The sequence below is a fragment of the Bifidobacterium sp. AGR2158 genome, assembly GCF_000424225.1.
Taxonomy (GTDB): domain Bacteria; phylum Actinomycetota; class Actinomycetes; order Actinomycetales; family Bifidobacteriaceae; genus Bifidobacterium; species Bifidobacterium anseris.
Map to the genome: position 1 here is coordinate 441796 of NZ_AUJM01000012.1, position 26472 is coordinate 468267.

17 protein-coding genes and 1 tRNA gene are annotated in these 26472 nt (G+C 64.0%); 9 read left to right on the top strand and 9 right to left on the bottom strand.

Features of this window, described 5'->3' with window-relative positions; all coding sequences use genetic code 11:
• Positions 1–49: 49 nt before the first annotated feature.
• The 5 genes from G606_RS0104570 to G606_RS09940 form a co-directional block, all read right to left on the bottom strand.
• On the bottom strand, positions 50–1618 hold the full coding sequence (locus G606_RS0104570) for a ubiquitin-like domain-containing protein (protein WP_026644956.1): 1569 nt from the start codon (positions 1616–1618) through the stop codon (positions 50–52).
• Between the two features lie 440 nt (positions 1619–2058).
• Positions 2059–2132: transfer RNA gene (locus G606_RS0104575), tRNA-Thr, on the bottom strand.
• A 157-nt stretch (positions 2133–2289) separates the two neighbouring features.
• Entirely contained in the window at positions 2290–3252 is a 963-nt protein-coding gene (locus tag G606_RS0104580) for a DsbA family protein (RefSeq protein ID WP_026644957.1), read from the bottom strand.
• Positions 3253–3357: 105 nt separating this feature from the next.
• On the bottom strand, positions 3358–5538 hold the full coding sequence (locus G606_RS0104585; protein WP_026644958.1) for a serine/threonine-protein kinase: 2181 nt from the start codon (positions 5536–5538) through the stop codon (positions 3358–3360).
• 38 nt (positions 5539–5576) lie between these two features.
• Positions 5577–6611 (bottom strand): potassium channel family protein, encoded by a 1035-nt coding sequence (locus G606_RS09940; RefSeq protein ID WP_081664021.1) that lies wholly within the window; start codon positions 6609–6611, stop codon positions 5577–5579.
• 341 nt (positions 6612–6952) lie between these two features.
• Between G606_RS09940 and G606_RS0104595 the strand changes: the two genes are divergently transcribed.
• From G606_RS0104595 to G606_RS0104610, 4 genes are all read left to right on the top strand, one after another.
• On the top strand, positions 6953–8089 hold the full coding sequence (locus G606_RS0104595) for an ABC transporter ATP-binding protein (protein ID WP_026644959.1): 1137 nt from the start codon (positions 6953–6955) through the stop codon (positions 8087–8089).
• A gap of 140 nt (positions 8090–8229) precedes the next feature.
• On the top strand, positions 8230–9657 hold the full coding sequence (locus G606_RS0104600) for a DUF4032 domain-containing protein (protein ID WP_026644960.1): 1428 nt from the start codon (positions 8230–8232) through the stop codon (positions 9655–9657).
• 135 nt (positions 9658–9792) lie between these two features.
• Positions 9793–11226, top strand: a complete 1434-nt coding sequence (locus G606_RS0104605; RefSeq protein WP_231371411.1) for an Eco57I restriction-modification methylase domain-containing protein — start codon at positions 9793–9795, stop codon at positions 11224–11226.
• Entirely contained in the window at positions 11208–12155 is a 948-nt protein-coding gene (locus tag G606_RS0104610; protein WP_026644962.1) for a BsuBI/PstI family type II restriction endonuclease, read from the top strand. Before G606_RS0104605 ends, G606_RS0104610 begins: the two co-directional genes overlap by 19 nt.
• Before the next feature lie 53 nt (positions 12156–12208).
• On the opposite strand, the gene rlmB is transcribed toward G606_RS0104610, so the two are convergent.
• Complete coding sequence (gene rlmB / locus G606_RS0104615; protein WP_026644963.1) at positions 12209–13198, bottom strand: 23S rRNA (guanosine(2251)-2'-O)-methyltransferase RlmB; 990 nt, start codon at positions 13196–13198, stop codon at positions 12209–12211.
• Between the two features lie 270 nt (positions 13199–13468).
• Here rlmB and G606_RS0104620 point away from each other — a divergent pair, with 270 nt between their 5' ends.
• Positions 13469–16459, top strand: a complete 2991-nt coding sequence (locus G606_RS0104620) for a cation-translocating P-type ATPase (protein ID WP_026644964.1) — start codon at positions 13469–13471, stop codon at positions 16457–16459.
• A gap of 163 nt (positions 16460–16622) precedes the next feature.
• On the opposite strand, the gene G606_RS0104625 is transcribed toward G606_RS0104620, so the two are convergent.
• Positions 16623–17375, bottom strand: coding sequence for an alpha/beta hydrolase (locus G606_RS0104625; protein ID WP_026644965.1), 753 nt, complete (start codon positions 17373–17375; stop codon positions 16623–16625).
• A 183-nt stretch (positions 17376–17558) separates the two neighbouring features.
• Here G606_RS0104625 and dcd point away from each other — a divergent pair, with 183 nt between their 5' ends.
• Both dcd and G606_RS10700 read left to right on the top strand, forming a co-directional pair.
• Positions 17559–18140 carry a dCTP deaminase gene (dcd, locus tag G606_RS0104630; RefSeq protein WP_026644966.1) on the top strand — a complete coding sequence of 194 codons (582 nt, stop codon included), beginning with the start codon at positions 17559–17561 and terminating at the stop codon, positions 18138–18140.
• Between the two features lie 69 nt (positions 18141–18209).
• On the top strand, positions 18210–19958 hold the full coding sequence (locus G606_RS10700; RefSeq protein ID WP_026644967.1) for a hypothetical protein: 1749 nt from the start codon (positions 18210–18212) through the stop codon (positions 19956–19958).
• A 118-nt stretch (positions 19959–20076) separates the two neighbouring features.
• Here the strand turns inward: G606_RS10700 and G606_RS0104640 are convergent, their stop codons facing one another.
• Positions 20077–22152: a Na+/H+ antiporter gene (locus G606_RS0104640; RefSeq protein ID WP_026644968.1), complete on the bottom strand. Its 2076-nt coding sequence runs from the start codon at positions 22150–22152 to the stop codon at positions 20077–20079.
• 196 nt (positions 22153–22348) lie between these two features.
• On the opposite strand from G606_RS0104640, the gene tadA reads away from it, so the two are divergent.
• Positions 22349–22825, top strand: a complete 477-nt coding sequence (tadA, locus tag G606_RS0104645) for a tRNA adenosine(34) deaminase TadA (RefSeq protein ID WP_231371412.1) — start codon at positions 22349–22351, stop codon at positions 22823–22825.
• Between the two features lie 144 nt (positions 22826–22969).
• Positions 22970–25222 carry an alpha-galactosidase gene (locus tag G606_RS0104650; protein ID WP_026644970.1) on the top strand — a complete coding sequence of 751 codons (2253 nt, stop codon included), beginning with the start codon at positions 22970–22972 and terminating at the stop codon, positions 25220–25222.
• 20 nt (positions 25223–25242) lie between these two features.
• On the opposite strand, the gene G606_RS0104655 is transcribed toward G606_RS0104650, so the two are convergent.
• On the bottom strand, positions 25243–26445 hold the full coding sequence (locus G606_RS0104655) for an ROK family protein (RefSeq protein ID WP_026644971.1): 1203 nt from the start codon (positions 26443–26445) through the stop codon (positions 25243–25245).
• Between the last annotated feature and the right edge of the window lie 27 nt (positions 26446–26472).

The window sequence follows — 26472 nt, forward strand, 5'->3', positions numbered from 1 at the left end:
GGGGGGGCGAGCCGCCGCCGGTCGCCAGACGGCGGCGCTCATAGGCGGTTTAGTACCAACCGACCCGTTCGGAATGCTCCCAGGCCTTCATCGGCGAGCCGTAGCGGCCGGCGATGTAGCTCAGGCCCCAGTCGATCTGCACGGCGGCGTCATTCTTCCAGTTCGAGCCGAAGGCGGCCATCTTGTTGCCGGGCAGCGACTGCGGGATGCCATAGGCGCCCGAATACGGGTTCTCGGCGTTCCAACGCCAACCCGATTCGCGGTTCCACAGCTTCACGAGGTCGGTCCAGTTCTGGCCGGTCCAGCCGTATTGCGCGGCCGCGCCGGCGGCATAGGCCTGCGCCGCCGAGGCCGACGGACGGCACAGACGGCAGCTCTCTGCAGGCGCGCTTGGCTGCGTCGGCTGCTGAGTAGGTTTCTGCGTCGGCTGCGGCTGCTGGGTTGGCTTCTGCGTAGGCTGTTGCGTCGGCTTCTGGGTTGGCTGCTGAGTAGGTTTCTGCGTGGGCTGCGGCTGCTGGGTAGGTTTCTGCGTCGGCTGCGCGCTTGGCTGTTGAGTCGGTTCGGCGCTCGGCTGCGGCTGTTGGGTAGGCTGCGCGCTCGGCTGCTCTGTCGGCTCATTCGTGCTCTCGCCGGCGTTCTCGTCAGGGCTGTTATCGCCAGTGGAATCGCTGCTATCGCCGCTGCCGTCAGCGTCCGTGCCGTCCGCCGTGTCAGCATCGTCATCATTCGCGCCGCCATTGCCGCCGTTGTCATCAGGCAGTTCGACCTTCTCCGGGCCGACTGCGACGACCTCGTCGAGCGCCGTCTTCGTCACGACTTCGTTCGTCTGCGTCTTGTCCACCGGCTTGCCGTCGACGTAGGTGACGCGATACGTGATCTTCTTCTCGCCGTTCTCGCCGGCCATGTCGACGCGCGTCGCGCCGGGGTCGAGCGTGTCGTCCTGCACAGTGCGTGTCGTGTACGGGATGACGACGGTCTCTGTTTCGTCGCCGTAGGTCACGCGCTGCACGCGCAGAATCGTCTTGCCGCCTTCCTTCTGCACGCTGACGCGGTCGTCCTTGCCGAGCGTGATGCCTTTCGAATCGAGGATCGACGCCGCCGGCAGCTTGCCATTCGGCGCGATCGACGTTTTGCCGTCGGCGATCACCGTGACCGGGCCGTCGGCGTTGATGACCATGCCTCCGGTGAGCTGGTTGTAGACGTTCTTGATGTCGACGGTGACGCGCGACGCGGCGACCTCGTTCTGTTCGAAGAAGTCGAGCAGCTGCTCGGCGCTGTCAGCGACCGTCCAGAACGGCATCTGCTGTCCGTCGATTGTGATCGTCGTCTGGTAGGCGCTTTTCACGGTGACGACGTCGTTGTTGACGAGCGTGCCGTCGCCGGTGTTCTTGACGAGGTCATGCGTTTTGACGTCGACGCCCTGCTCGCGCAGCAGACCGCTCACCGTGGTCGCGTACGTCGTCAGATAGCGCGTGTCACCGTTGACGTCGAGCGCGACCGATTTGCGCGCCGTGAACGCGAAGGTGAGACATGACGCCAGCACGAGCGCGACGGCGCAGACCATGACACGGATGCGGCGCAACGTCACGGTACGTCTCGGTGACCATCGCTTGGGCATGATTCCCCTTTTCCTGCTTTCCTGCACGTTGCTGTTCTGCCTTGATTGTACTGACGCGCGCCGCCATTTCGCCCTCGGTGTCCGCAAGGGTGTCCACGGCCGTCTCGCGATACCCCGACTGCGTCCCCCGCAGCGTCCCGTTTCGTCGCCCGCGCCGACACTTCGTCCCGCGGACAGACTCGGTAGGAGGGAAGAACGAGGAATCCCCCGGGGCTGATGCCTCGGGGGATTCCGCTGGAAGGGGTGGGGGCGAGAGAGAAGGGGATGTTCTCGCCCCCCGCGGGCGAAGCTGGTTGGGGGGATGCTTCACCCGCACCTGAGGGCTATGGTTGGGGGAGCCCTCAGGATTTGCTTACTCGGAGGTAAGTATTCCTTTGCATGAGGCCAAACTTCTCATACACAATATGAGTATATGGATTCTTCGTCCTCAATGCAAATCGAGCCTCCTGTCGGGATCGAACCGACGACCTGCCGCTTACAAGGCGGCCGCTCTGGCCATCTGAGCTAAGGAGGCTGACACTATTGCGTCGGGCGCGTCGCGCGCCAACCGTGAACAGCATAGCAGTTCATCTGGAATGGTCAAGACCGTGGATGCGCCGCGTGCCGAATGCACACGCCATCTTCACGCCGAAGCCGGGCGCGTCGCTCGCACCGAGCATCAGCACGCGTCATCACGGAATGAGCGCCTTGCCCTTCGCACCGATCGACGGCAGATCGCCCTTGACGCCGATATCCGCCGGCTTGAGGCCGATTGCGTCGCACAGCGCGTCAGTGAGCGATTCCTTCGCCGTGACCTTCGAGTCGTGGATGTCCCAGTACTGGCCGTTGATCGTCACCGTCGGCGTCGACATCGAACCCTTCATCGATCCGCTCGTGCTCCACAGCTCCTCGCGTGTCGGCGTATAGGTGTTGACGGCGTCGAGATAGTCGTCGTACTGGCGCGTGATCGCCTTGTTCGCCACATCCTTGTCCACGCCGGCGTCGATGGCGCGTTCGGCGATCTTCTCATCGCTGATCGGCACGTAGTTCGACTCATCCGGCTGGAAGTCGGAAGCGTAGAGGTTGGACATGAACTTGAGTAGATGGTCCGGATTCGGATCGTGGTCGGCAATGTACAGCGCCGCGTTTGCCGTGCGCGTCGAATACTGATCAGTCGAGAAACGATCCATGAAGGACATGAAATGCAGATCCAGATTGATCTGCCCGGCGTCCGCCATCTTCACGAGGTCCTTGTCGAGGTTCTGGTTGAGGCTGCCGCAGCCCGGGCACATGAAGTCCATGTAGATGCCGATGGTCGGCACGTCCGCGACCGGCTTGTCGTAGCCGTTCGCCGAAATGAGGATGCCGCCCTGCTCATCGGCGACCGACGGCTTCGATGGCGACGTCGCGAGCGTCGTCTTCGCGTCCTTCGCCTCCTCGGTCGTCGTCGTGGACGCATTGGTCGACGCCGGGCGGGTGCTGCGATAGACGGCGATGCCGGCGATGACGATGAGCACGACGAGCACGGCTGCCACGATGGCGCCGATGATCGTCTGCTGCTTGCGTTCCTTCGCCACTTTTGCCGCCTGCGCGGCCTGCGCGGCAGCTTCGGCTTCGCGCCGGCGTTCGCGTTTGGATGGGGTGTTTCGAGCCATCGGGGTCCTTTCCTGAATCTGTCTCGAGTGTAGGTTGCCGTGCCGCCAAAATCCACCATTTGCGCACATCCGTTACGAAGCACGCACATCATCGCCGCCGCGGCGTTACCACGGCAGCAGCGGCCACCATGCGACGGCCGGCGACACCTCGATGTTGATCGCGGCTGCGCACACGCCGATGACGGCGAGCGCAAGCCACACCCATTGACGCCGATTCTGCTGCGGCGGCAACTGCGCGCGTTCACGCTCGCGTCGTGTCAGCCCGAGCAGATGTCCAGCGCCGAGCCGCACTGGCGACGACCACGGGCCGAGCACGGCGAGCAGCCCGCCGGCCGCGAACGCAATTGCGCAGCTTGCGCCAGTCAGCGACGCCGGCGCTGCGTCCGGCACGGCGACCGTCAGCGAGCCGCCGAAGATCGGCAGCGGCATCTCATAGCGCGGCAGCGCGCAGACGAGCGTCGCGAGCGCGACGACGAGGGTGTCCATGAGCCACAGCGCGAGCATCGTCGGAATGATGAAGACGATTGATTTAAGCAGATGCCAGGGGAACGAGATCGCGCGGATCGCCGTGTCGCTGCCGCGGCGTTCACCCTGACGGCGGCGCACGCGCGCGTTCTGCGCGGCCGCGTTGTAGCCGACCGCCATCAGCGTCCACAATATGAACGATGCGACGATGAGCGCGACGATCGGCAGACTCGCGGCGAGTGCGGCGAGCGGCACGAGCGGCAGCAGACACGCGAGCCGTCCGCGCGACGCCCAGATTGGCGTCGTGTCTTGCGGAGGCTGTGCATACGTCGACTGCGCCAGCGGCTGTTGTGGCTGCTGCGACTGCGCGTTCTCTTGCGCCGGCGCGGCCTGCTCCGGCGCTGTTTGTGCTGTTGTGTGCGCAGCCGCTTGTGCCGGCACCGTGCGCCACGACGGCGCCGCCGTCGCCGGACGAAGCGCCTGCGTGGCGCCCTCCTGCTCGGGCATTGCTGATTGCGGCGGCGCGAGCGCCATCGTCGGCTGTTCGATCGGCCCGATCACCTGCGTCGCCTCGACGTCGGCCGCGTCGACCGGCATCACGCGCGTTCCTGTGGGCGTCGATGGCGTCGATTGTGTCGATGACATGGGCGTGGCCGTCGCAAGCGGTGTCGTCGCCGCTTCGAGTGGCCGTGTCGCCGTCGGCGGACGTGGCGGATCGAGAGGTTTCGCGACAGCCGCGTCACCGTACGCCTGCGCTGTCTCAACTGGCCGAACGTCGCCGCCACCCACCTGCGCAACTCCCGCGCTGCCGGCCGCCTGCACGCCGGCGCGCGGACGGCCGCCGGGGAACAGGATCGAGGCGGTCGGCATCGACTGCGCGCGCCACAACGTGCGCGGGTTGTTCACGCTCTCGTTTCTCCTGAAGGTCGCTCCGGTGGCTGGAGCGACGGCCTCAAAAGGGAGTTGTGATTCCGCCTCCCATGCATCCGCGGAGATCGCGTCGAGCAGTTCGTCGGGCGTGCAGCGTTCTTCGGGATGCGGTGAAAGTGCCGCGCGGAACGCCTGCATCGTGCGCGGCGGCAGCCCCTGTAGATTCGCATTGCCGGTCGCCTCGCGCTGCAGTACGGCGAGCATCGGCTGCGTGCCGAACACCGGCGCGCCGGTTGCCGCAAACGCGAGCACCGAGGCCGTCGACCACCAGTCGGTCGCCTCGTTCGCTTCCTGACCTTCGATGATTTCGGGGGCGATGAATCCCGGCGTGCCCATGACGAGGCCTGTGCTCGTCACGTGGCTTTCGCCTTCGCCCATCGCGATGCCGAAGTCGACGAGAATCGGCCCGGTGACCGAGACCATGACGTTCGTCGGCTTGATGTCGCGGTGGACGATGCCGGCCGCATGCACGGCGTGCACCGCGGCGATGAGTTTCTCGGCGAGTCGTTCGAGGTCGCTGCCGGTGTAGCGTCCGTTCTGCGCGACGTCCTGCCGTAGGTTGTCGCCTTCGATGAGTTCGGTGACGATGAACGCGAGCGAATCGTCGAGTTCCATGTCGACGATGCTGCACACGCCCGGATCCTTGATTCGTTTGAGAGCCATCGCCTCGCGGCGCAGCCGTTCGCGCGCCGTCGTCTGCGCGCGCCGACCCTCCTCGTCGACGGCTTCGTCGTTGAGCGAATCCCTCAGTATCTTCATCGCGTAGCTTGTGCCGCCGCCGTCCGTCACACGCCACACCGACCCCATCGCGCCGGCGCCGAGGCGTGCGTCGAGCGTGTATCCGCCGACGATGTCGCCGGGCTGGAGGTTCAAAGCGTGCAGATCACTCATGATTCCTATCGTAAGGTCGTTGCGGTGTCGATGGGCAATTATTGTCCTGTGGCCGGATTCGGCGCATCGCCGGACTGCGTCTGCGGCGCGTCGCCCGCGTGGTGCGGCGCGTCGCGTTGTTCGCGCACGCCGCGTCCGACGTCGTGCGGCGCCGCGTGCGTGTCATGATCGCCGACCGGCGTCGACGTCGTGGTCGTCGTGTCGATGTCGACGAGGCCGCCCGACGATTCGCGGCGCAGCTGTCCGTTCTCGTCGAGGTACACGTTGCCGTGGTGCTCCTGGACGCGTCGATGCGCGCGTTTCGTCAGGCGGTGCGTGCGCTGCAGTTCGTGGTTGAGCTGGCCGACAGTGTCCGTCAGACGCAGGATCTCCGCGCGCATCAGGCGGATGTCCGCGGAGTTGTAGTCGTTGTCGGACTGCGCGTGTGTGCCCGTCGTCTGCGCGGTGTCCTTCGTGATGTTGCGCGCGCCGCCGTTGACCTGATCGATGATCCACGACGAGATCATCGCGCTGACGATACCGATGAGTGCGATGCCGGTGAGCATCAGCGCGACGGCGATGAAGCGGCCGGTGAGCGTGACCGGGTAGACGTCGCCGTAGCCGACCGTCGTCACAGTGACGAAGGCCCACCACAACGACAGCGGGAACGTCGTGATCGTCGCGCCCGGAGCCAGATGCTCGGCCGAGTATTCGGCGAGCGCGGCGACGTAGATGAGCAGCGCTATCGCGCTCGTCGCGTAGACGGTGATGCGTCCGCGTGTCGCCGCGCCGGCGGAACGGTTGAAGATGTGCAGCATCGGGATGAGTCGCAGCAGTCGCAGCGGACGGAAGATCGGCAGCGCGAGCGTCAGCAGCAGCAGAATGTTCCTGCGGAACCAGAGCCATTTCTTCTCGGCGAGGAGGAAGGAGACGAGATAATCGACGCCGTAGGTCACCCACACGACGTTGATCGCGATGAAGCATGCGGTCAAATGCGTCTGCGCGAGGATCTGCCACGAGTACGCGAACAGGAACACGGCCGACAGTACGAACAACGGTATGTTGGAGATGCGTTCCCATTTCTCAAGCGTCATACCGTCGATTGTACGGAGGGTGTATGCGTGGCGCGACGCGCGGTGCGATGAATGTCGCGCAGAACGAAAACGGCTGGTATCGTTGGCGCAGGCGAGGCCGCCCGCGCAATCGACGATGTTGACGCGGGGCGTGGAGGGAGCGACACGTGCGGCACGCCTGAGGAATTGATAAGTTGAGAGGACCGTGTATAGTGTGGAACAGCTTGGCGGGGAGAGATTCCTGCCGGGCGAACGTAGAAGTCTGTTGCCGCGTCGAAGTCGACGGCTGCAGGCGGACACGCCACAAGTAATCCCCTCACAACGGATCGTTCGGCACGTACCTGCCGATGAAAGGATGAATAATGGCAGAAGTCATTTTCGACCACGTCACGCGAATCTACCCGGGCAACGACAAGCCGTCGGTGGATGATCTCAATCTTGATATCAAGGATGGCGAGTTCCTCGTGCTCGTCGGCCCCTCCGGCTGCGGCAAGTCGACGACACTGCGCATGCTCGCGGGCCTTGAGGAGGTCAACAAGGGCCGCATCCTGATCGGTGGCAAGGACGTCACCACGATGCAGCCGAAGGATCGCGACATCGCGATGGTGTTCCAGAACTACGCGCTGTATCCGCACATGACCGTCGCCGACAACATGGGCTTCGCGCTGAAGATCGCCGGCACCCCGAAGGAAGAGATCCGCAAGCGTGTCGAGAAGGCCGCCGAGATCCTCGACCTCACCGAGTTCCTCGACCGCAAGCCGAAGGCGCTTTCCGGTGGTCAGCGCCAGCGCGTCGCGATGGGCCGTGCAATCGTCCGTGAACCGAAGGTCTTCCTGATGGATGAGCCGCTGTCGAACCTCGACGCGAAGCTGCGTGTGCAGACCCGTACGCAGATTGCGGCGCTCCAGCGCCAGCTCGGCGTCACGACGCTGTACGTCACGCACGATCAGACCGAGGCCCTGACGATGGGCGACCGCATTGCCGTCATCAAGCTCGGCATCCTGCAGCAGGTCGGCGCGCCGACCGAGCTGTACGATCGCCCGGCCAACGTCTTCGTCGCGGGCTTCATCGGCTCGCCGTCGATGAACATCAACACGCACCCGGTCGTCAACGGCAAGGCTAAGATCGGCCAGGATACGATGGAGCTGCCGAAGGAAGCGCTTGACAAGCTCACGCCGGAAGACAACAACGAGATCGTCGTCGGCTTCCGCCCGGAGGATGCTTCGCTCGCCGGCCCGGATGATGCGAATGCGTTCTCGCTCAAGGTCGTCAACGTCGAGGATCTCGGCTCCGACGGCTACATCTACGGCAACATCCTCACCGATGACGCGATCGCCCAGCAGGATGAGCACGCGTCGATGATGTCCGACCAGAACAAGCTCACGACGATTCGCGTGAACCCGCGTGCGCTGCCGAAGGTCGGCGACACCGTCAAGATCAAGGTCAACCCGGCCAAGATGCATCTCTTCGCCCCGTCGACCGAGCTGCGCATCAACTGATGCCGGCAGGACGCCAGTCCTGATCCGAAGCTGTGAACAGGAACCCCGCCCATCCGCGGGGTTCCTGCGTATCTTGGGTCGTATCTTGGGCCTATCGTGCCAAAGCACATCCGGAAAACCTATGAGGTAAAGTGGCGACTATGAGCTTCAATGACAATCCGCAGTTGGATCCGCGCGCGTTGAAGGCGACGAGCGTGAAGGCCGAGGATCCGGCCACCCCTTCCGAAGAGCCACCGTCGCTCAAGATCACTTCGGCAAGCGCCGACCCGAAGATGTTCACGCTGCCGTGGGAGCAGCCGCTGTCCACATGGCCGAAGGACATCCTCGTCAACCTGCCGCGAGGCATCTCCCGGCATATCGTGCGCTTTGTGCGCGTCGGCGACGAGGTCTATGCGATGAAGGAGATCACGCGCAATGTCGCGGAACGCGAATATGAGCTGCTGCGCCAGCTGCAGAAGCTGAACCTGCCGACCGTGCAGCCGATCGCCGTTGTCACCGGTCGTCATGACGAGAACGGCGAGCCGCTCGAAGCGATTCTCGTGACAAAGCATCTGCGTTTCTCGCTGCCGTACCGTGCGCTGTTCGCGCGCACGTTGCGTCCGGATACGGCGGAGCGGCTTATCGACGCGCTTGCCGTGCTCATGGTGCGGCTGCACCTCGCCGGCTTCTACTGGGGTGACGTGTCGCTGTCCAACGTCCTGTTCCTCAAGGATGCCGACGCATTCTCCGCGTTCCTTGTCGACGCGGAGACCGGCGACCTGCAGGTTGAGCTGACGCAGGGCCAGCGCGAGTACGACATCGACCTGGCTCGCACGAATATCATCGGCGAACTGATGGATCTGAGCTCTGGCGCGCTGCTGCCGCCGGATGTCGACGAGATCGAGGTCGGCAACCGTCTCGTCGACCGCTACCATTCGCTGTGGAGCGCGCTGACCGACACTGACAAGTTCAACCCGAACGAGATGTGGAAGATCGAGAAGCGCGTCAATCGCCTCAACGAGCTCGGCTTCGACGTCGACGAGCTCGAGGTGACGACGACCGAGGATGGCAAGCGTGTGCTCGTCCGTCCGCGCGTCGTCGACGCCGGCTATGCGAACCGCAAGCTACTGCGCCTGACCGGTCTGGACGTGCAGGAGAACCAGGCGCGTCGTCTGCTCAACGATCTCGACGCCTACCGCGCATCGACGTGGCGTGACGGCGAGGATCTCGAGATCGTCGCGACTGACTGGATGCGCGAGGTCTTCGAGCCGACGGTGCGTATGATCCCGCCGGAGTACCGTTCGCAGATCGAGCCGGCGCAGTTCTTCCACGAGGTGCTCGACCATCGCTGGTTCATGGCGGAGAAGGCCGGTCATGACGTGCCGATGGCCGACGCCGTGCAGAGCTACGTGAAGGACATCCTGCCCAAGCAGATGATGGACGCGAAGACCGTCGACGATCTCAACGCCGAAGCTGATTCCGGCGTCATCGACGACGAATCCACCTACGACGACGCGTCCGTGCATCACGACGAGGACGACGACTACGACCCGGAGTTCGACCAGGACGCGGCCGTCTGGTCGCATTGAGCGGAGACGATTGTAGGAGCTAACGCCCTGAAACTGGAGTGCCCCGGCTTGTAAGGCCGGGGCATTCGTGTATTGGCGGTGGTGGCACGCCGTCCCGAACGCCGATGCGTGGAGAGTCCGTCCAACAAGGGTGGCATGACGACAGAGATGGCTATTCTTGGGCACATGAGTAGGACCATTGCCGAGATTCGTAATGAGGCTGCGACTGCACTGTCTGCCGAACGGCAACAGCAACTGGAGCAGTTCTTCACGCCGATGCCGGTGGCTGAACAGGCGGCAGGGCTGTTCAGCCATACGGATGCTCCTGTCCGCATCCTCGATCTTGGTTCTGGTACGGGCATTCTCGGCGCGGTGGTAGCCGGTCAATCGGCTCGTGGCTCCAGTGTCACGGCCATTGAGAAGGATCCCGATCTCATCGCATACTCGGAGGATTCCCTGCAGCAGGTGTGTGACGATGTCCGTGTCATCAACGCTTCGGTCTTTGACGTATGGCTGGATGCCGAGTTTGATCGGGTTATCCTCAATCCGCCATACAAGAAGATCAAGCCGATGGTGATTGGAACTGCCAGCGGTGGGGTGAAGGTCACCAATCTGTATACGGCGTTTCTGGTGATTGCGATTCAGGCGCTTGCCGACGGAGGCGAGTGTGTGGCGATTGTTCCTCGGTCGTGGATGAACGGTGAGTACTTCAAGGATTTCCGCAAGTGGTTGCTCGCCGAATGCAGTCTCGACGCGGTGGCCGTATACGGTTCCCGTCAGGAGCATTTCAAGGATATGGACATCCTTCAGGAAATCATGTTGCTGAAGGTGTCCAAGCGTCCACAAGTGGATACGGTGACGATATATGATGATGCGTCGCCCACCACGCCGTTGTCGGAGCAGCATGCCGACAGCATGCCGCTCGCTTCGTTGTTGCTGGGACGTGACCATATGCTGCGTATACGGCAGCAGGACGATCGTTTGATAGATTTCAAACCGTTGTGCGAGAGAGGGTTATGGGTGTCGACCGGGAAACTGGTCTGGTTCCGTAACCGCGATATCCTGTCGGATACCGATACGCCCGGCGGATATCCTCTGTATTGGATGGACAATCAGGATGGGCTCGTCACCGAGCACCCCGTCCAATGCGAACGTCCTCAATGGACGACCGAGGAGGCGGCCAATCGTAATATTGTGCTCCCTGCCGGCAGCTACTGCTTTGTCGGTCGGTTTTCCGCCAAGGAACAGTTGCGACGCATCCATGCCTCCTACCTCGGCAGTGAGGTTCCTTTCGTCGTCGACAACAAGCTGAATTACATCCATCGTGGCACGTCGCGTACGACAGTGCCTCTCGACGATGCCGTCGCGCGCGGCCTGACGCTGTGGCTTTCTACGAGCATCGTCGACGAATGGTATCGTCAGATATCCGGCAGCACGCAGGTCAATGCCACCGATCTGCGCCAACTGCCCTGTCCGGAGCAGCGGCAGTTGGCTGCATTGGCTGATCTGCTGCCCATCGACGGCCATATGGATCAGATGAGGGTCGATCAGACCGTGGGGAGAATGTTTTCATGGGTAGAGACGAGCTGATCGCCGACGCCATCGCAGTGCTTTGCGAATTCGGGGTGGGCAAAGAGCAGCAGAATGAGCGCAGCGCAATGACATTGCTCGCATTGCTGCAGCTCAAACCGGGCGATGATTGGCAGAACGCCTCCGCGCCGATGCTGACGACGCGGGATATCATGGATTGGATTCGTGATTGGTATGGCGTCGACTACAAGCCGAACACGCGTGAGACGATTCGCAGGTTCACGCTGCATCAATTCATCATCGCCAAGCTCGTCGAGGAGAATGCGGATAGGCCTGATAGACCAATCAACTCACCCAAATGGAACTATCGTGTGACCGCCGATGCGCTTGCGGCATTGCGCCGGCGCAATGAGCAGGTATTCGAGAAGCTGATCGAACGTTTCCTCGCGGAGCACGAATCATATCAGTCGCTTGCGGCGGAGCGCAAAGCCATGCCTAAGACCCCCGTCAGTCTGCCGTCTGGTGCCACTCTGCAGCTATCTCCAAGCGGGCAATCTGTCCTCATCAAGGCGATTGTGGAGGAAATGCTTCCTCGGTTCGTGCCTCATTGCCGGATTGCCTATATCGATGACACCGATCATCAGCATGGAACCGTCGATGCCGATTTGATGGATGAGCTGGGAATCAGTCTCAGGGCACGCGACAAGGCTCCGGATGTCATCGCGTGGGATGTTGCACGCCGCTGGCTGTTCCTCATCGAAGCCGCCAGTACGCACGGGCCTGTGGATGTGACGCGGAAGCAGGAACTGCGCAGTCTCTTCTCCGACCAATGGGAGGAAGTTGTGCTGGTCTCCGCATTTCCTACTCGGAAAGTCATGCGCAAATACCTTGCCGTACTCGCATGGGAGACCGAAGCATGGTGCGCCGACGCCCCGGAACATATGATCCATTTTGACGGATCCCGCTTCATGGGACCCTACGGTGAGTAAGTAACGATGATGGCCGTGCGTGGCGCATGAGCGCCCGTACGGCCATCATCAGCTCAGTCCTCGGCGGCCTCGCGGCGGGCGCGGTCGGCCGCGTACATCGCGATGCCTGCGGCCACCGACGCGTTGAGCGATTCGACGGCATTCGTCATCGGGATGCTCGCGATGCAGTCACAGGCCTCGCGTGTGAGCCTGCTCAGGCCTTTGCCTTCCGAACCGAGCACGATGACGAGCGGATCGGTCTCAAAACCGGTCTCGCCGACGAGTTTGCTGCCGCCCCCATCGAGGCCGACGCTGTAGTAGCCGCGTTCCTTGAGCGCTTCGATCGCCTTTGTCAGATTGACGACGCGTGCGACCGGCATATGTGCGGCGGCGCCCGCCGACACCTTCCATGCGGTCGCGTTCACCGACGCGGAACGGCGCTCCGGCAGAATGACGCCGTTCGCGCCGAAGGCGGCTGCCGAACGGATGACGGCACCGAGGTTCTGCGGATCGGTGATGCCGTCGAGCGCGATGAACAGCGGGCGCGCGGCGAGGCGTGCGGCCTTCGAATTCGCGGCCTCCATCGCGCGCGCCTTGCGTTCGGCACGTTCGGCGAGTTCGATGAGCGACGAATACTGGAAGGGCTGCGCCTTCATGATGATGCCCTGATGATGATCGGAGCGTGCGATGCGATCCATCTCCAGACGGTCCGCCTCGAGCAGGTTGAGACCATGCTGGCCGGCGAGACGGATGATCTCGCGCGTGCGGTCGTCCGGTTCGATGCGCGCGGCCACATAGAGCGTGCTCGCTGGCACACCGACGCGCAGCGCCTCGAGGACGGCGTTGCGGCCGATGACCAGATCGTCGGAATCGTTCGTGAACTTGGCGGCGCGGCGACGTGCGGCCAGACGCGGATCGGAACGCTGACGCTTCTGCGCCTCCTTCTTCGCCTTGTATGCCTTGTGATAGACGCGGTCCTCGGCCTTGGGCGTCGGGCCCTTGCCTCGCAACGCGTTGCGGTGCTTGCCGCCCGACCCCTTGGTCGGGCCTTTCTTCGTAACCATGGGCACAATTATGGCAGCGCCCCGCGCCAAAGCGCGCTGTGCGCGAAGCCGTGGGGAGCCGCCCGGGTTTTCGCTGATTGTGTGTAGTTCGTAGCAAACGGTCGCATGATGGTCATCGCTATGGAATAATGGCAGACGTATGAGGCGCCATGCCAACGTGGCGCCGGAAATAACCGCGCAGTCCGGCGCCCGTTTCCCGGTCCACCCATACCGGGCCGGGGGAGGAACGCCTGACTGACTACTCCGCGGCTGACCGAGGAGAAATAACCTATGGATGATCGCATCATTGATCCATCCGCGCTGTCCAACGAGCCCCATGTGGAGACCGAGGACGCCCAAGAGAGCCGGGAGGTGAAGGCGCAGGAGGCGTTGCTGCGCGACGTCGATCCGTCGCTCGTCGACGCCACCGAAGTGGCGGCCGCGCTCGACGTGGATCCGCGCACTGGCCTGAGTGCCGCCGAAGCCAAGCGACGACTCGAGAAATTCGGCCCCAACGAGCTTGCGAGCGCGCCGCCGGTGCCGAAATGGAAGAAGTTCCTGCAGCAGTTCCAGGATCCGCTCGTCTACCTGCTGCTCGCCGCGACGGCGATCTCGCTCGTCGCGTGGATCATCGAGAAAGTCAACGCGGCACCCGGTGCCGAAGGCGGCGAAGCGCTGCCATTTGACGCCATCGTCATCGTGCTGATCCTCATCGTCAACGCGATTCTCGGCTACGTGCAGGAGGCGAAGGCTGAGGAGGCCGTCAACGCGCTGTCCGAGATGACGGCACCGACGTCGAACGTGCTGCGCGACGGCCGCGTCGAGCGCATCAACACGACCGACATCGTCCCCGGCGATATTCTTGTGCTCGGTGAAGGCGACACGGTTCCGGCCGATGGCCGTCTGCTCGCCGCCGCGAGCCTGCGCATCGCCGAGGCTTCGCTGACCGGCGAATCCGTCCCGGTGGGTAAGAAGCCGGAGACACTCGAGAAGGCGAAGGCGCTTGGCGACCGTACGAACATGGTCTTCAACGGCACCTCCGTTACGCAGGGCACCGGCCGCGCGATCGTGACCGGCACTGGCATGAACACGCAGGTCGGCAAGATCGCCGACCTGCTGCAGTCGACCGACGACGAGGCGACGCCGCTGCAGAAGGAAATGAACCACGTCTCGAAGATTCTCGGCATCGCCGTGTGCATCATCGCCGCCGTCGTGCTGCTCGCGCTCGCGATCCTCGAAGGGTTCCACAGCGTCCACGACGTCATCGATTCGCTGCTGCTCGCCGTCTCGCTCGCCGTTGCGGCCGTGCCGGAAGGCCTCGCCGCAATCCTCACCGTCGTTCTCGCGCTCGGCGTGCAGCGTATGGCCGCACACCACGCGATCGTCAAGAAGCTACATTCGGTCGAGACGCTCGGCTCCGCGTCCGTCATCTGCTCGGACAAGACCGGTACGCTCACGCGCAACGAGATGACCGTTGAACGCGTCGTCGTGCCGTCGGGCGAGGTCGAACTGACCGGCACCGGTTATGCGCCGGAAGGCGACATGGTCGCGCTCGACGGCGCCGCCGTCCCGGAGAACATCGCGAACGAGGTGCTCGCCACGCTCGGCGCCGGCACGCTCGCGAACGATGGCGAGCTGCGTGAGGGCGACAAGCCCGGCACGTGGGAGGTCGTCGGCGATCCGACCGAGGTTTCGCTCGTCGTGGCCGCGCGCAAGACGCATGCGGACAAGAAGTACGAGCACTTCCAGCGCGTCGCCGAAATCCCGTTCACGTCGGAGCGCAAGCGCATGTCCGTCATCGCGCGCAACGCGACCGACGCCGGCAAGCTCACCGTCTTCGCGAAGGGCGCACCGGACGTGCTCCTCGGCTACTGCGACCGCATCTACGTCAACGGCGCGATCCGCAAGCTCACCGAAGGTGACCGTCAGGACATCCTCGAAACGGTCGAACGACTCTCGCGTGAGGCGTACCGCACGCTCGGCGAGGCGTACCGTCCGCTCGAAACCGATTCGCTCGCGCAGATCCCTGGCATCCGTACGAACTCGGCCGGCGAAGTCTCCGATATCGCCGAACAGGCCGAAGTAATCGAAGCCCATCTGATCTGGAACGGCATGGTCGGCATCATCGATCCGCCGCGCACCGAAGTGCGTGACGCCGTCGCCGAGGCGCACCGCGCCGGCATCCGCACCGTCATGATCACCGGCGACCATCCGCTCACAGCTGCCCGCATCGCCTCCGACCTCGGCATCATCGCCAAGGACGGCAAGGCGCTCACCGGCGACGAGCTCGACGCGATGGACGAAAAACAGCTCGACAAGGCGACCTCCGAGGTCTCCGTCTACGCGCGCGTCGCGCCGGAGCATAAGCTCAAGATCGTCGAATCGCTGCAGCGTCAGGGCAACATCGCCGCGATGACCGGCGACGGCGTCAACGATGCCCCGGCAGTCAAGGCCGCGGACATCGGCGTCGCGATGGGCATCACCGGCACCGAAGTGACGAAGCAGTCGGCGAAGATGATTCTCGCCGATGACAACTTCTCGACGATCGTCGCCGCCGTACGCGAAGGCCGCGGCATCTTCGACAACATCCGCAAGTTCCTGCGCTACCTGCTCAGCTCGAACGTCGGTGAAGTCTTCACCGTCTTCTTCGGCGTTGTCTTTGCCGGCTGGCTCGGCATCAAGAACCCGGCTTCGGTCGGTGTCACCGTGCCGCTGCTTGCGACGCAGCTGCTGTGGATCAACCTGCTGACTGACGCGGCGCCGGCGCTCGCGATGGGCGTCGACCCGATGACCGAGGACGTCATGAACCGCAAGCCGCGCAAGCTCACCGACCGTGTCATCGACGGCGCGATGTGGGGCGATATCGTCTACATCGGCATCATCATGGCCGTCGTCACGCTCATCGGCATGGACATGCATCTGTCCGGCGGCCTATTCACCGACCGTTCAGTCAGTGCGATGGGTCATGACGCACAGATGGTCGAGGCGCGCACGATGGGCTTCACGATTCTCGTGTTCGCACAGCTGTTCAATGCGCTCGCGTCGCGTTCGCATCTGCAGAGCGCGTTCGTCGGCCTGTTCTCGAACAAGTGGCTGTGGGGTGCGATCGGCCTGTCCATTGCACTGCAGCTGCTCGTCATCTATGTGCCGTTCCTCAATACGGCCTTCGGCACGACGCCGCTGCCGCCGATGGCATGGCTTGAGTGCATCGGCCTGGCCTTCTTCGTGCTGCTTGCCTCGGAGATTCGCAAGATCTTCCTGCGCATGCGTGCGAAGCGCTGACACGTCGTCATCATCATCAATACTGAGTATTGATTGATTGTTGATTACAACTGATGGCCCGAGCGGGCGCCGACCTTGTGGACAAGGTCGGCGCCCGCTCGGGCCATCAGTTGTTTTCCAATCGTTCCGCGGCTGCGGACGGCCGTGGAGTCGTCAGATGATGTCACATGATGCCTGACGAGATGTCGTGGTCGAGCAGCCACTGACGCAGGTCGGCGAATTCGGCAAGGCTGACCGCATGGTCGAGACCGCGGTATTCGTGCGCGGTGAGCCACGTGTACTCCTCGAGCCATGCGAGCGTCTCGTAGATGTCGTACTTCGGCACGACGGTGTCGGCCGAACCGTAGCCGTAGAAGGTCGGGATATTGAGTTCGAGCAGTCGTTCGTCGGCGGGATGGGCGCCTTCGACGATGCCCGGCGCGAGGAATCCAGACAGGCTGATCGCCGCGCGGTAGCGTTCCGGATGCACGCGCAGCAGCTGGATCGCCAGCATGCCGCCCTGCGAGAAGCCGATCGGCACGACGTCGCGGCCGGCGTCGACATTCGCCATCACCCATGCGTCAATCGCCGTGGCCGCCGCGAAGGCGTCGCGGTCGAGATCCTCTCCGACGGGGATCGCATCATGCAGCCACGAGTACGCCCCCGGCTGCATGAGCGACGCCTCCTGCAGCACAAGCGGCGCGCGCAGCGAGACGTAATCGTTGTACGGCGCCACATAGCGCATCATGTCGGCCAGATCGTCCTCGTTGGAACCCCAGCCATGCAGGCACAGGAACAGCGGGCGGCCGCCGGCTGCGGTGGCGCCGTTGCGCGATGTGCGCGCGGAGGTGACGGTGAGCGGTTCGCCGAAACGGCCGGGCACGACCGTCGATGGGCGGCCGATGAGGGCGCCACGGTTCTCGGAAGCATCAGTCATACCGCCAATATACGCGCCCCATATGCGTGCGCATGTGTCCGTGCACACGAATCAGCCGCTGGCGTCGCGGCCGCTCGAACATTGCGAGTGCGTCGGCGTACGCAATTACACTGAATCGAGCATGACCATGTGCATACGGCCATGGCATGGGAACCGATCCGTCACGAAGGAGATGCCCCTAAGATGCTGCTGTCCGATCGCGATATCCTCGCCGCACAGGCCGAGGGCCATATCTCGCTCGATCCGTGGACGCCTGAAATGGTGCAGCCCGCATCGATCGACGTGCGTCTCGACCGTTTCTTCCGTCTGTTCAACAATCATGCGTACACTTATGTGGATCCGGCGGAGAATCAGGGGGAACTCACCGAACAGTTCGAAGTCAAGCCCGACGAGCCGTGGATTCTGCATCCGGGCGAGTTCGCGCTTGGTTCGACATGGGAATACGTCAAGCTCGACGCGACGCTCGCCGCACGCCTCGAAGGCAAGAGCTCGCTCGGCCGTCTCGGCATCCTGACGCATTCGACGGCCGGTTTCATCGATCCCGGCTTCGAAGGCCACATCACGCTCGAGCTATCCAACGTCTCGACGCTGCCGGTGAAACTGTGGCCCGGCATGAAGATCGGTCAGATGTGCTTCTTCCAGCTGAGTTCGCCGGCCGAGCATCCGTACGGCTCGGCGACGACCGGCTCCCACTATCAGGGACAGCGCGGCCCGACGCCGTCGCGCTCCTACGTGAACTTCTACCGCGCGCAGATCAACGACTAGTGGTCGGCGCCGCCGGACGTGCCCACGCCGCACGCACGTCCGCATGAGATGAAGAGAGGATGACGGCCTATGGCGAACAATTCCAATCCTTCCAATTCCGATTTGCAGTTCCCGAGCGACCCCGCCGGCGACATCGACCACAGTCTGCAGCCGATTGACGAACGCGTCGACAGCGCCGCGCTGCGTTTCCCCTCCTTCGACGACGCGCCGAAGCCGAAGCACAACGCGAACGCGCAGCAGACGACCGTACAGTCGTCGATCGCGCAGAACACTGCGTCGTTGACTACTCAGAACACCGCACAGAACACTGCATCGTCGACTACGCCCGCTGAAACGCCGGCCACTGCATCGTCGACTATGCCGTCGACTACGCCATCCGAGACGCAGGCGATGCCGACCTTCACGTTCGCGAATTCGAATACCGAAGCACCGACGCAGGCGATGCCGACGTCCCGCACGGCGCCGCTGAGTGCCGACGCGGCCTCCGACGATTTCAATGTGCCGGTGTGGGGAGCCGCCGAAGGCAGCGCCGCCGCGGCCGACGACGAACAGACCGAACTGTTCCCGCCGGCGCCGACACCCACATCGGTCAACACCTATACGCAGCAGATGATGCAGGATTCAGCGACGACGGCGACCTTGCCGCCGATCAATCTGCGTTCCGATGATGACACCGCCGCCGACGGCACGCATGTGCTCGGACGGACGGCGTCGTCCTACACGAACACCGTTATCAAGACGGTCACGGCAAGCGAACCGAACTCCTTCGAACCCCTCGAAGAGGTCTCCGACGAGGACGACGGCGCCGCCGAGCCGGGCGAACCCGGCAACGGTCGACATGGCCGCGATGACGGTGACGGCGGCTCCAACAAGAAGAAGATCATCATCGCCATCGTCGCCGCGATCGTCGTCATCGCGCTCATCGTCGTCGGCATCGTGATCTGGTGGCATGGCAAGTCGGCCGACGCGAAGGACGCCGCGCTCGCCTCCTGCAAGCGCTCGCAGGAGCTCGTACAGACCGTGTCGGCGGCGCTCGACAAGGAGGTGAAGGCGGACGGTGACCTCGCCTCGACGTCGCAGGACGCCGTCGCCGACGCGTCGACGGTCACGAAGTTTGCCGATGCGCTGCAGCAGGCGACGGCATTGCAGAAGGACACGCAGAACATCGACCAGATGTGCGCGGCGTCGCTCGCACAGCCCGCGCTCGAACAGGCGGCGCACAAGCTTGACGCGCAGGCCACACAGATCGAGGACGCGACGAAGTCGCTCAAGGACGCCGCCTCTGCCGTCAACGCGTCAAAGGACGCGCGCACGAAGTCGGATGGTGTCAGGAAGGATCTGCAGTCGGCAATCGACGAAGCGCAGACGCTGTACGACGAATCGGCCGGCCTCGTCGCCGACGAGGCGACGCGCGAGGCACTACGGACGGCGATCGACGATGCGAAGAAGACGGTCGCCGACGCCGGCCTCACGCAGGAGGCCGCCGACAAGGCGCGTGACGCGTTGCGTGCGGCCGGCGACACGGTGCGCGCCTCCGAGGATGCGCTGACTGCGGCGAACGCGGCCGCCGCCGAAGCGCAGCGCCAGCAGGAACTGCAGAACGCGGCGAACGCGCAGCAGCCGGGAATCACTAACGGCACCGGCACGGGCGTCGACAATGGCACCGGTGCGACCACAGGTGGCACCATCGGTGGCGATACGACCGGCGGCGGCGTTCCATCGACCGGAGGTGACACAACGGTGAACGGCGGCACGACGACAAACCCCGGAGGCACGACGACGCTCCCCGGTGATACGACCGGCGGTGTCGCGCAGTAGTCGCCCACAACGCAGAAAGGCGGCGCCGACCATCGAGGTCGGCGTCGCCTTTCTGCATACTCAATCGACGATCATCATCAATCGAACATCGTGAACATCGCGGCTTCGCGCTCCGTCGTCAGAAGTTCGCATCGGCGGCGACGCTCATCACATAGACGTTCTTGCGCAGCTGCTTCGCCTGCGCGCGCGTGATGTCACCATTTTCGAGCATGTCCTGGATGACGCCGAGCTCGATGCCGAAGCTTTCGCGCTTGACGGCGTCGATGCGCGTCGACAGTGACGCCGAATTGCGCATGTTCGGCCGTGATTTGAGCGACGCCTCGGCGCGACGGTAGTCGAGCAGCAGTCCCGAAACGATTTCCGTGTCGTAGGTCGTGCTCGTCATCTCCTCGTACAGGCGGTCGATGACGTGGTCGATTGCGTCGGTCTGCAGGTCGCGCATGCTACCGTACACTTCGTCCTCGCTGAACATCGGAGTGCTGCGACGGATCTTGTTCGCCGCGCGCCGAGAAAGGATGACGGTGCGCCGCTGCAGCGAGTGCACGCGTCCCTTGATTTGCCACAGCACATGCGACGAGTCGCGTTCGGTGTGCGTGTGGCGCAGCGTCGTCATGATCTGGTCGAGCAGACGTTCGCAGGCTTCGACGCGAATGCCGCGTTCATGTGCATCGATCAGCGGGTCGATGCGCGTTTCGGCGAGCCGACGTTTGACGTAGTCCTTCTCCCAGTCGAGCGCCTCGAGCTGCAATGCGGCGCGCGCGTCCGCGTTCGTCGTCTCGCCCAACCGTTTCTTCAGCCGCGTGATGCGCTGCGTATACGAATTGATGACGGCCATGACGGGCGCGCGATTCTCGTCGGTCGCCAGCTCGGCGAGTTCCTCGACGGTGCGCCGCAGCACTTCGATCGACGCTTCGGTGATTTCGCGCGATTCGGCCGCCGCCTTGTTCGGCGCGATGATCGGCAGCAGGAAATTCGCGAGCAGCAGCGTGACGATGATGACGCCGCCGGCGATGAAGATGAGCTCGTCGCGCATCGGGAACCATTCGCCGTTCGCGAGCGTGTATGGAATCGTGAACATCAAGGACAGCGTGATCGTGCCTTTCGCGCCGCCGAAGGTCATGACAGCCGCCGAACGCCAGCGTTCCGGCGTCATGCGGCGGCGTTTGCGCGAATCCTCGGCGCGCGCGAGACGCAGCATCGCCGTCACCCACAGGAAACGCAGGCCGACGATGACGGCGGACACGCACAGGATGATCGTCAGCAGCGTCCAGTTGCTGATCGCCGGATTGTCCCAGCTTGCGCGCATCGCATCCGGCAGTAGCAGGCCGAGCAGGATGAACACGGCGCCGTTGAGCGAGAACGAGAACACCGACCACACACTCGACGCGACGATGTTTGTACGTGCGACATTCGGGCCGATGCCGGTGCGGTCGAAACGCATCGTCAGGCCAGCGGCGACGACGGCGAGGATGCCGGAGACGTGCACGGCTTCGGCGCCCAGATACAGCAGGAACGGCAGGAACAGCTCGAGCAGGATGCGCGACGTCGTCGTCTCCCAACCGAGCTGCCGCGAGGTCTCGAACAGCCAGTTGGCGATGATGCCGACGATGAGGCCGAACAATGCGCCGCCGAAGAACGAGACGACGAACTCGCCGACCGCCTCGGTCACGCGGAACTGGCCGGTGACGGCCGCCGTGATCGCGAACTGGAAGCCGACGATGCCCGACGCGTCGTTGAACAACGATTCGCCTTTGAGCACGCCGATCTGACGTTGCGACAGCGACGCCTCATGGCTCAGTGAGCTGACGGCGACCGCGTCGGTCGGGCCGAGCGCGGCGCCGAGCGCGAGCGCCGCGGCGAGCGTGAACATCGGCCAGATCGCGTGCAGTGTGAATCCCACGACGACCATGATCGCAATCGCCAGTCCGAAGGCGAGCGACAGCGACAGCTTCAGTGATTTGAGCAGCTGGCTTTTGTTGATCTCATGCGCTTCGAGATACAGCAGCGGCGCGATGAACAGTACCATGAACAGTTCCGGGTCGAGTTCGGTGTCCGGCACGAAGGCCAGCTGCGACATGAGCACGCCGAGCGCGATCTGCACGAGCGGCGTCGAAATGCGCGGAATGAAACGGCTCAGGAAGGAGGACAGCAACACGGCGGCGACAATGCCCAGAATCAGTCCAAAAATCGCCACAGTCGGTCCTCCTTGGCCCTATCATCTTCGCCGTCACGGTCACATCCCCGCCAAGCGCGTTCATCATGGGGATCGTTTTCAGCATAGCAAGCTGGTCGTTACCGGCATGTGGCACATCGTATGATGACTGAAAAGCAAATGGTGACGGCTGTACGACTCGTCGCCGCACGATGTACACGATGTAAAGGAGCCGCTGATGTCGCTGATGCAGATGGACCGCGCGGCGATGCGCGGATGGATGGAGGAGGCGCTCGCGCTCGCCGACGAGGCGGCCACGCACGGCGATGTGCCGGTCGGTGCGATCATCGTCGACGCGAACGGCGAAGTCGTCGGTATCGGCCGCAACATGCGCGAGCGCGACGCCGATCCGCTCGCCCATGCTGAGATCCTCGCGATGCGTCAGGCGGCCGACGAGCGCGACGACTGGAATCTGGATGACTGCACGCTCATCGTGACGCTCGAGCCGTGCCCGATGTGCGCGGGCGCGTGCCTGCAGACGCATATCGGACGCCTCGTCTTCGGCGCGTGGGATGCGAAGCTCGGCGCATGCGGCTCGGTCTGGGACATTCCGCGCGACCCGCATGTGGGGCATGTGCCCGAGGTCGTCGGCGGCGTGTGCGAACAGCGGTGCGCGGATCGGCTTGCCGATTTCTTCCGCGCGCGGCGCATGTGAGCCGGTGTCGACGCCCGATTTTCTTGCCGGCCGCGCGAACACGCCGACGCGTGTCAAGGAATGCGCGAATTCATAGGATAATCCTCCATCGCATATCGGCCGCGGGCGATGACGCATGAGCGGCCCGGATGAAAGGACGGACGGATGGCCACGATCATGGATTTCAGCGGAACCTCGAGCCGCGGCGAGGCGGTGCATGTCGTCTATCTCGAACGGCATGAGGCGTGCGCAGCCTTCGCGTTCGCAATCGTCGGCGACGAGCTGCCGCGTATCGTTCATTGGGGGCGTCCGCTATCCGACCCGCACGCGCTTATCTCCAGCGTGGACGCGTTGCGTCCGCAGCGAGTCTCCGGCGCGCTTGACGAAACCGCGTGGCCGAGCGTGCTGCCGACGCAGGCCGAGGCATGGACGGGTTCGCCGCGCTTCGTTGTGCGAGCCGACGGCGTCGAACTGTATTGCCGATTCGCCGTCACCGATGTGCGGATCGACGATGACGGCGCCGACGTCGTCGCCGAGGACGGCGAGCAGGGCGTGCGGATCGTCTGGCGCTGCGAACTGTGCGACAGCGGCCTTGTGCGACAGCGGCTGACGGTGACGAACGGGCGTGCCGAGGCGCTTGAGATCGGCCACGTTGAGCTTGCGTTCCCGGTGCCCGCCGATATGACCGAACTGTTGACGACGACCGGCCATCATCTGCGTGAACGCTCGCCGCAACGCCAGCCGTTCACGATCGGCCGCTTCCAGAAGGCGAGCATGGTCGGCCGTCCCGATTTCGACGCGTCGCTGCTGCTCAACGCCGGACGCCCCGGCTTTGGTTTCACCGACGGCGACGTCTACGCGGTGCACGTCGCCTGGAGTGGCAATTCGCTGATGGCCGCCGAACGTCTGCCGTACACGACCGGACTGCTCGGCGGCGGCGAGGTGCTCGCCGGTGGCGAAATGAGGCTGCCCGCTCATGAGGGTGCCGGCGAGGACGTGGCTCCGGCGGATGCCGGCTATACGACGCCATGGCTCTACGGCTCCTACGGCAACGGGCTCAACGAGGTAGCCTCACGATTCCATGACGAGCTGCGCGCGACGCACGCCCGCTGGCGTGCCGCGCACGGCATCGCCGACAAGCCACGCCCGGTCATCCTCAACACCTGGGAGGCCGTCTATTTCCAGCATGACTTCGAGACGTTGAAGGCGCTCGCCGACAAAGCCGCCGCCAGCGGCGTCGAACGCTTCGTCGTCGACGACGGATGGTTCGGCGACCGCCGCGACGATACGGCCGGTCTCGGTGACTGGCAGATTGCGCAGGATGTGTGGCCCGACGGCGAACGTTCGCTCAAGGCACTCGCCGACCATGTGCACGCCAAGGGCATGGAATTCGGCCTGTGGTTCGAACCGGAGATGGTGAACCTGAATTCGCGCATGTACCGCGAGCATCCCGACTGGGTGCTCAAGCCCACGGCGAACCGTCTGCCGATGCAGGGCCGCAACCAGCAGGTCGTCGACCTGAGCAATCCGGACGCCTACGACTACGTGTATGGCTGCATGAACACGCTCGTGGCGGAACTCGGCATCGACTACATCAAGTGGGACCACAACAAATACGTGACCGAGGCGGTCTCGCCGCGTACCGGTCTGCCCGCAATCCACGCGCAGACGCTCGCCGTCTACCGCATTTTCCGCGACTTGAAGACCGCGCATCCCGGACTGGAGATTGAAAGCTGCTCGTCGGGCGGCGGTCGCGTGGACTTCGCGATACTTTCGTTGGCCGACCGCATCTGGGCGTCCGATTGCGTCGACCCGGTCGAGCGCGCCGACATCCAGCGGTACACGTCGCTGCTTGTGCCGCCGGAGATGATCGGTGAGCATGTGGGCGCGAGTCCCGCGCATTCCACGCATCGTGCGACGAGCCAGGAAATGCGCATGGCGATGGCGTTCTTCGGGCATCTCGGCATCGAGTGGAACCTGCTCGCCGAGCCGCAGTCGGCGCTTGACGAACTCGGCGTATGGGTGGACGCGTACAAGCGTCACCGTGACGATTTCGCGCATGGCATGGCGGTGCACGGTGATGACGCCGACCCGGCCGTGCGTGTGGACGGCGTAATCAGTGCCGACGGCGAACGTGCCGTCTACCGGTTCACGCAGCTGACGACGTCGCAGAACTACCCGGCCGCGCCCGTGCGGCTGCCCGGGCTTGATCGCTGTGCGAACTATGTGGTCCGTCCGCTGCCGTGCTCGCTCGCTGCCGGCGAACCGTTCTCCGAGCTCGGCAACGGCCAGAGTCCGCTCGGCTGGTGGAACGCCGACGGCATTGTGTTGAGCGGCGCTGCGCTCGCATCGTACGGGCTGCGTCCGCCGAGTCTGCACCCGGCGAACGCCGTGCTGTTCTCGGTCTCGCGCATCTGACGCACATTACTGTCAGTCAATCAACTGATGAACGCGGCGATCGCACGGGCGGCCGCCGCGTCCGACCAAAGCCTCCAGCTGAACTCGGGGATCGTGAAGGACACCGGTGCGGCCTGACTGTGTCGGTAGGCGTCGATGCCTTTGCGGATGAACTCGCGGTTCTTCTTCGCGATGAATGAGCTTTCGCCGCTGATGAGCACCTGCGTCGGCATCGCGAGGTTCGAGACGGTCGCGACGAGCACACCGAGGCGGAAGCAGGTGCGTTCGCCGAGGCGGCGCGCCTGCGGCCTGTTGATATTGAGATCATGCGCGAACTCCTCGAAGGTGGTCACTCGGCCGATGATGCCCGAGTACTCCTCGGCGATCGAATCGGACGTCAGGCACTGCGAGCAGCCCACATGCCCGGAGGAGCAGCGCGGCCCCTCCGGGTCGATGAGTACATGGCCCGCCAAGCCGTAGCTTTTGTCTGGATTGTCGATTGGATCGCCCTGATCGGAAAGCGAGTAGCCGACGCCCGCGCCCATCGTGATGACGGCGAAGCGCGGAATCCCGATCGCATCGCCGAACCAGCATTCGTACAACAGAATCGAATCGAGGTCGTTGAACACCTTCGTCGGGACGCCGGTCGCATGCTGTACGAGCGCGCCCAGATCCACCGCGTAGTCCCAGTACAGGAATGGCGCGAAGGTCACGAAACGGTCGTCCTCGACATGGCCGCCGAGCGAGAGTCCGATCGCCGTCGGCGCCGGCGCGTCGGGTGCGGTGGCAGCCCGCACCATGCGTGCGATCTGCGCGACGATCGCATCGGGGGAGCGGTCGGTGATGTCCTCGGTCAGCTCGGCACCGATCGGCCGGCACATCGTGTTGACTTCGGAGACGGTGATCGCGCCGTCGTGGATGTTGACGCCAAGGAAGACATGCTCGTTCTCGCGGATGCGCAGCGCCGTCTGCGGCCGCCCGCGCCGGCCGCCCATGTCGTGGACCGCCGCTCCCGCGGGCAGCGTCCCCGTCTGTGCGGTGCCTGCAGGCAGCTCCTCGATGACACCGTCGTAGATGAGATCGCTCGTGATGCGCGACAGGGCACCCTGGGACAGGTTGAAGATCTGCGCGAGTGGCGTACGCGCGATCGGCCCGTATTGCATGATGCCGCGCGCCACGTCGTGCGTGGCCTGCGACTTGCTGAACCAGTGCGGGAACTCCAGTCGATCCGAATTTGTTTCCATGGGTATATAAATATACGCTGTTTTTCT